Consider the following 4,629-nt stretch of genomic DNA (forward strand, 5'->3'; position numbering starts at 1 on the left):
GGAGACCTCCAGCGGGGCGAGCGGACCCACCTGGAACTCCCACTGGCCCGGCATGACCTCGGCGTTGATGCCGGAGATGCCCAGGCCCGCCTTGAGGCAGTTCTCCAGGTGCGCCTCCACGACGTCACGGCCGAAGATCTCGTCCGCGCCGACACCGCAGTAGTAGCCGCCCTGCGCGGCCGGGAAGCCGCCCTCGGGGAAGCCCAGCGGGCGGGAACCCTTGAAGAAGGTGTACTCCTGCTCGATGCCGAAGATCGGCTCCTGGGCGACGAACTTCTCGGCGACCTCGGCGAGCGCGGCACGCGTGTTGGACTCGTGCGGGGTCATGTCCGTGTTCAGGACCTCGCACATCACCAGGACGTTGTCGCCGCCGCGGATCGGGTCCGGACAGGAGAAGACCGGCTTGAGAACGCGGTCGGATGCATGGCCCTCGGCCTGGTTGGTGCTGGATCCGTCGAAGCCCCAGATGGGCAGCTCGGCGCCGTCGTCAAGTATTTTCGTCTTCGAGCGAAGCTTGGCGGTCGGCTCGGTGCCGTCGATCCAGATGTACTCAGCCTTGAAGGTCACGGGGCCTCATCCTTTGCGGGTGCAGCGGTATGCCGCGCAGCTTCGCAATTCGCGATTTCCCGTCCGTTGCCCATGTGTGAACCCCACGTTACGCCGGACCCGCACCGGAAGAACGGTCGCGAGGAGCCTTTCCGCGGCGCTCCGGCGGCACTCCCGCGGCACGACGGTTCAGGTCCGCGCCCTGAGCTCCACCCCCTGCTTGAGCAGCGAGTCGAAGCCCGCGGCACGGATCCGGCGGACAAGATCGGGGTAGCTGGTACCCAGCGCCTCGGCGGTGCGGCCCAGGTGCCAGTCGTGGTCGTGCAGCCGACTGAGCAGATGGCCGCGGCGGATCTGCGCCTCGGAGAGCCGGAAGGTCTTGAGATAGGCGACGCGGCCCTTGTGATCGGTGATCGCCTCGCCGATGTGCTGCTCGCTCTCGCCGCGCCGGAAGGGCGGCAGAAAGCGCCACAGGCTGAACGAGTCCATGGTGTGGACCCGCTCGAAACTGTACGAGGTGTCGAGCAGCCGGGCCGCCATCAGCGAGCCGTGGCTCTCGGCCCACGCGCGCTCCTGACCCCGGGCCGCCATCCGCAGATCGGCGAGCGTCGTCATGTGCCCGCGGTCGCGGATGCGCGCCTCGAAGCCGGGCACCGGACCGCCGAAGAAGGCGTACTGATGGACCAGTTCCCCGTACAGATCCTCGATCAGGGACGGGTGCAGGGCGCGGTAGTCGGCGGGGTGCGGCACGACGAAGGCGGCGGCGAGCGAGTCCGCCGCGTACACGAGCACGCCGCACTGGCCGGGGTGGATCTCGAAGATCCGCAGCGCCTCGCCGAGGCCGCGCACCGCCCAGCCCGCGTAGGCGTCCTCGGCACGCGGCGACAGGCCCTGGCGTACCGCCTGCTGGGACCACTCGTCCCAGACGATGGACGGGCCGCCGAAGTGCAGCGCCAGATAGCCCTCGAGGGCGAGATGGAGGGGGAGGAAGCGCAGCCGGCTCTCCTTGACCCCCTTGGTGGAGCGCCGCTTGGCCAGCCGGTGGTGACGGCGCACGGGCACACAGGCCGGGCACCCGTCGCCCAGCTGGGTGCCGTACGCCGCCGACTGGCCGCCCTCGCCCGACCAGTCCGCGACGAAGCCGTGCGGAATGTAGGAGAGATAGTGGTCGCGAGGGCCGAGCTCGACCTCGCCGTGGCCCGGACCGTAGATCTCGTGGCGCAGCCGCAGCCCGTCCACCGGCTTCTCGCGCGCCAGCGGCACCAGCCGGATGCCGCCCCACACCTGGGCGGGCAGGGTGGTGAGTCCGGTCATGTCCAGCTTGTTCATCGCGCCCCCTCCAGGAAGCGTTCCGTACGCCGGTCCAGATACGCCTGCAGCTCGGGCAGGCCGGTGCGGCCCTCGGCGAACTGCGCGATCTCGACCAGCGCCGCCAGATCCTCGGCGTCGCGGATGCCGGCCGTCGGCACGTTCGGAGCGAGGCGGCGCACATCGAAACCGTCCGCGTCGTATACGGGATTCACATGCACAACATGTGTGCGCCGGTCCGGGTCGAGCCGCGTGCGCCAGACCCGCAGCACCTCCTTGGCCAGGCCCGGCGGCGCGTTGTCCCAGCCGTCCGAGACGATCACCAGCCGCTCGGGGGAGTGCTCCAGAGCGTCGAGGATCCTGGTGCCGAGCGGCGTGGGCCCCCACGGGCGCCCCAGCAGCGGATCGTCCGAGCCCGAGGTCCAGTGCGCCCGGTATGGACCGGCCAGCGCCTCCAGCAGGAAGTGGCAGCCGAGCGCGACCGCGAGCGGTCGGCGGCGCTTCACACCCGAGCCGGACGAGGAGTAGCTGTCGTCGAGCACGGCGGCGACCCGCCCCCAGGTCCCGGCGTACGGGCCCGCGGCTCGCAGCGCGGCGGCCCGCAGCGCGCCGGTCAGCTCCGTGCGCCGCCGCACCCGCTCGTCCCGCTCCAGCGAGAGTACGTACAGCGCGAGCCGGGTCAGCGGCATGACGTTCAGATCGGTCTGCGTCCCGGCCCGCTGCGTACGCAGCCGCTCAAAACGGGTCATACGCGGAGCGATCTGCTCCAGGAACGCCCCGCGCGGGATGCCGTGCTTCGCCGCGAAGCCCTCGGCGACGGTGAACGGCAGCTCGTAGATGGCGCTCTGCTCGAAGTGGGCACGGCGGTACGCGTCGAGAAAGGCGTGGTCGTAGCGGACACGCTTGCCGGGCCGGAACAGGAAGTCCCCGAACTCGTCCTCGTCGAAGGGGAGATGAGTGTGCCGGACGGCGGTCTTCAGTCCCTCGCGGTACTTCACGGCGTCGAGGCCCAGGTCCGGTCGGGTCGCCAGCCAGTCGCGCAGGATCGCGCGCGTGCGGCGGTTGTTGACCTTCGCGGCCCGCAGCGCACGGAACAGCCGGTAGACGCGCTGGGGCGGCAGCACGGCGAGGCGGGCCGCGATCAGCCGGCCTTCCGTCCGCTTCTGCTCAGGACTTGCGTCCGACGCCGTGCGCAGCAGCTGCTCGACGATCCGGACGCAGTTGTGGTCGTTGATGTCGAGGGCGAGCGTGGCCGCATACAGGGAGCGGTAATTGACGCGTACGTACTCGTGCAGGAAGGCGAGTGACAGCCGCTGCTCGTGGGCCCCCGAGCGGAATTCGCGCTGTCCGGTCGCAGTGACCGCGGCGTTCACGAAGAGGAGCACGTCCTCGGCCGCGATGAGATCGGCATGGGTCTCCGCCATGGTCTCCCCCCGTACTGCAATCCCCGTACTGCAATGCACGTACTCCAATGCACGTACACACTGGTGCCGGCCGGGGAATGGGGGCGCGATCAGCGAAATCACTGCTTTATAGGCAAGTCCCGGAAGTCGCACCGGAGTCCCGCGGCCGGCCCCGAAAACGTAACACCGTTGGCCAGTCGTTCCGCGGCAATTTTCCGCTGTGGGCACACTGGGGGGCATGACGAAGCCCGCAAAGCAGCTGCGTATCGGACTCCTCGGCGCCGGCCCCTGGGCGGAGCGCACCCAGGCCCCCGCGCTCGCCGCCCACCCGGATGTCGACTTCGCCGGGGTGTGGGCCAGACGGCCCGAGGCGGCTGCCGCCATCGCCGCCGCGCACGGCACGACGTCGTACGCCGGCGACGACGGCGTGGACGCGCTCTTCGCCGACTGCGATGCTGTCGCCTTCGCGCTGCCGCCGGACATCCAGGCGCCGCTCGCGGCCCGGGCCGCGGCGGCCGACTGTCATCTGCTGCTGGACAAGCCGGTCGCGACGAGCGTGACGCCGGCGCGGGAGACGGCCGCGGCGGCGGAGCGAGCCGGGGTCGCTTCGGTGGTCTTCTGCACCCTGCGCTTCGCCGCGGACACCGCGCCGTGGATCGACGCACATGCGGCGGTGGGCGGCTGGTTCACGGCCCATGCGCGGTGGCTCGGCTCGCTGTACGCGCCGGGCGCGGACAGCCCGTACGCCACCTCGCCGTGGCGGCGCGAGAAGGGCGGTCTGTGGGACGTCGGCCCGCATGTGCTGTCGGTGCTGATTCCGGTGCTCGGCGATGTGACGGAGGTGACCGCGGCGCGCGGGCCCGTGGACACCGTGCATCTGGTGCTGCGGCACACGTCCGGGGCGTCGAGCACGGCGACGCTCGGTCTGAGCGCGCCGCTGAAGGCCTCCGGCGTGAGCATCGAGCTGGCCGGCGATCAGGGGAAGGCGGCGCTTCCGGAGTGGGGCGACGCGGTGCGCTCGTTCGGCGCGGCGGTGGATGCGCTGCTGGAGTCGGCGCGTACGGGGCGGCCGCACGGCTGCGACGTACGGTTCGGGCTGCGGCTGACGGAGATCCTGGCGGAGGCGGAACTCCGGCTCAATCGCTGACGGAATGACCAGGACGGTGCCGTATGGAGTGCCCAGGACGGTGCCGTATGGGGGGTGCGGCACCGTCCTGGATTCCGGTAGGACCGTCAGAGTCAGCCGATCTTCTCGATCCGCGCCTTGCGGATGAGGAACTTGCCGGGCTCGCGGACCTGCTCGAAGGCCGCGTTGTTCAGCAGGGCGCAGCTGCCGGATACGGAGGCGACCTTGACGGTCGTCGACTTGTTG

Annotated in this window: 3 protein-coding genes and 1 pseudogene; 1 reads left to right on the forward strand and 3 read right to left on the reverse strand. The window is 70.7% G+C overall.

Annotated features, from left to right (window positions below; genetic code table 11):
• The 3 genes and pseudogenes from glnII to ACI2LP_RS19955 all read right to left on the reverse strand — a co-directional run.
• Positions 1 to 567, reverse strand: a pseudogene (gene glnII / locus ACI2LP_RS19945) (glutamine synthetase); the annotation flags it as partial.
• A gap of 168 nt (positions 568 to 735) precedes the next feature.
• On the reverse strand, positions 736 to 1,875 hold the full coding sequence (locus tag ACI2LP_RS19950; RefSeq protein ID WP_404725824.1) for an ARPP-2 domain-containing protein: 1,140 nt from the start codon (positions 1,873 to 1,875) through the stop codon (positions 736 to 738).
• Positions 1,872 to 3,278, reverse strand: a complete 1,407-nt coding sequence (locus tag ACI2LP_RS19955; RefSeq protein ID WP_404725825.1) for a hypothetical protein — start codon at positions 3,276 to 3,278, stop codon at positions 1,872 to 1,874. Before ACI2LP_RS19955 ends, ACI2LP_RS19950 begins: the two co-directional genes overlap by 4 nt.
• Before the next feature lie 217 nt (positions 3,279 to 3,495).
• On the opposite strand from ACI2LP_RS19955, the gene ACI2LP_RS19960 reads away from it, so the two are divergent.
• The gene (locus ACI2LP_RS19960) at positions 3,496 to 4,404 is read left to right on the forward strand and encodes a Gfo/Idh/MocA family protein (protein WP_404725826.1); all 909 of its coding nucleotides are present in this window, start codon (positions 3,496 to 3,498) and stop codon (positions 4,402 to 4,404) included.
• The last annotated feature ends 225 nt before the right edge of the window (positions 4,405 to 4,629 follow it).

Source organism: Streptomyces sp. NPDC019890, from assembly GCF_044903445.1.
Taxonomy (GTDB): Bacteria; Actinomycetota; Actinomycetes; order Streptomycetales; family Streptomycetaceae; genus Streptomyces.

Bases quoted from the DNA above. Each gene is read 5' to 3' on its own strand.
- ACI2LP_RS19955 (WP_404725825.1), bottom strand. From the start codon at position 3,278: ATGGCGGAGACCCATGCCGATCTCATCGCGGCCGAGGACGTGCTCCTC.
- ACI2LP_RS19950 (WP_404725824.1), bottom strand. From the start codon at position 1,875: ATGAACAAGCTGGACATGACCGGACTCACCACCCTGCCCGCCCAGGTG.
- ACI2LP_RS19960 (WP_404725826.1), top strand. From the start codon at position 3,496: ATGACGAAGCCCGCAAAGCAGCTGCGTATCGGACTCCTCGGCGCCGGC.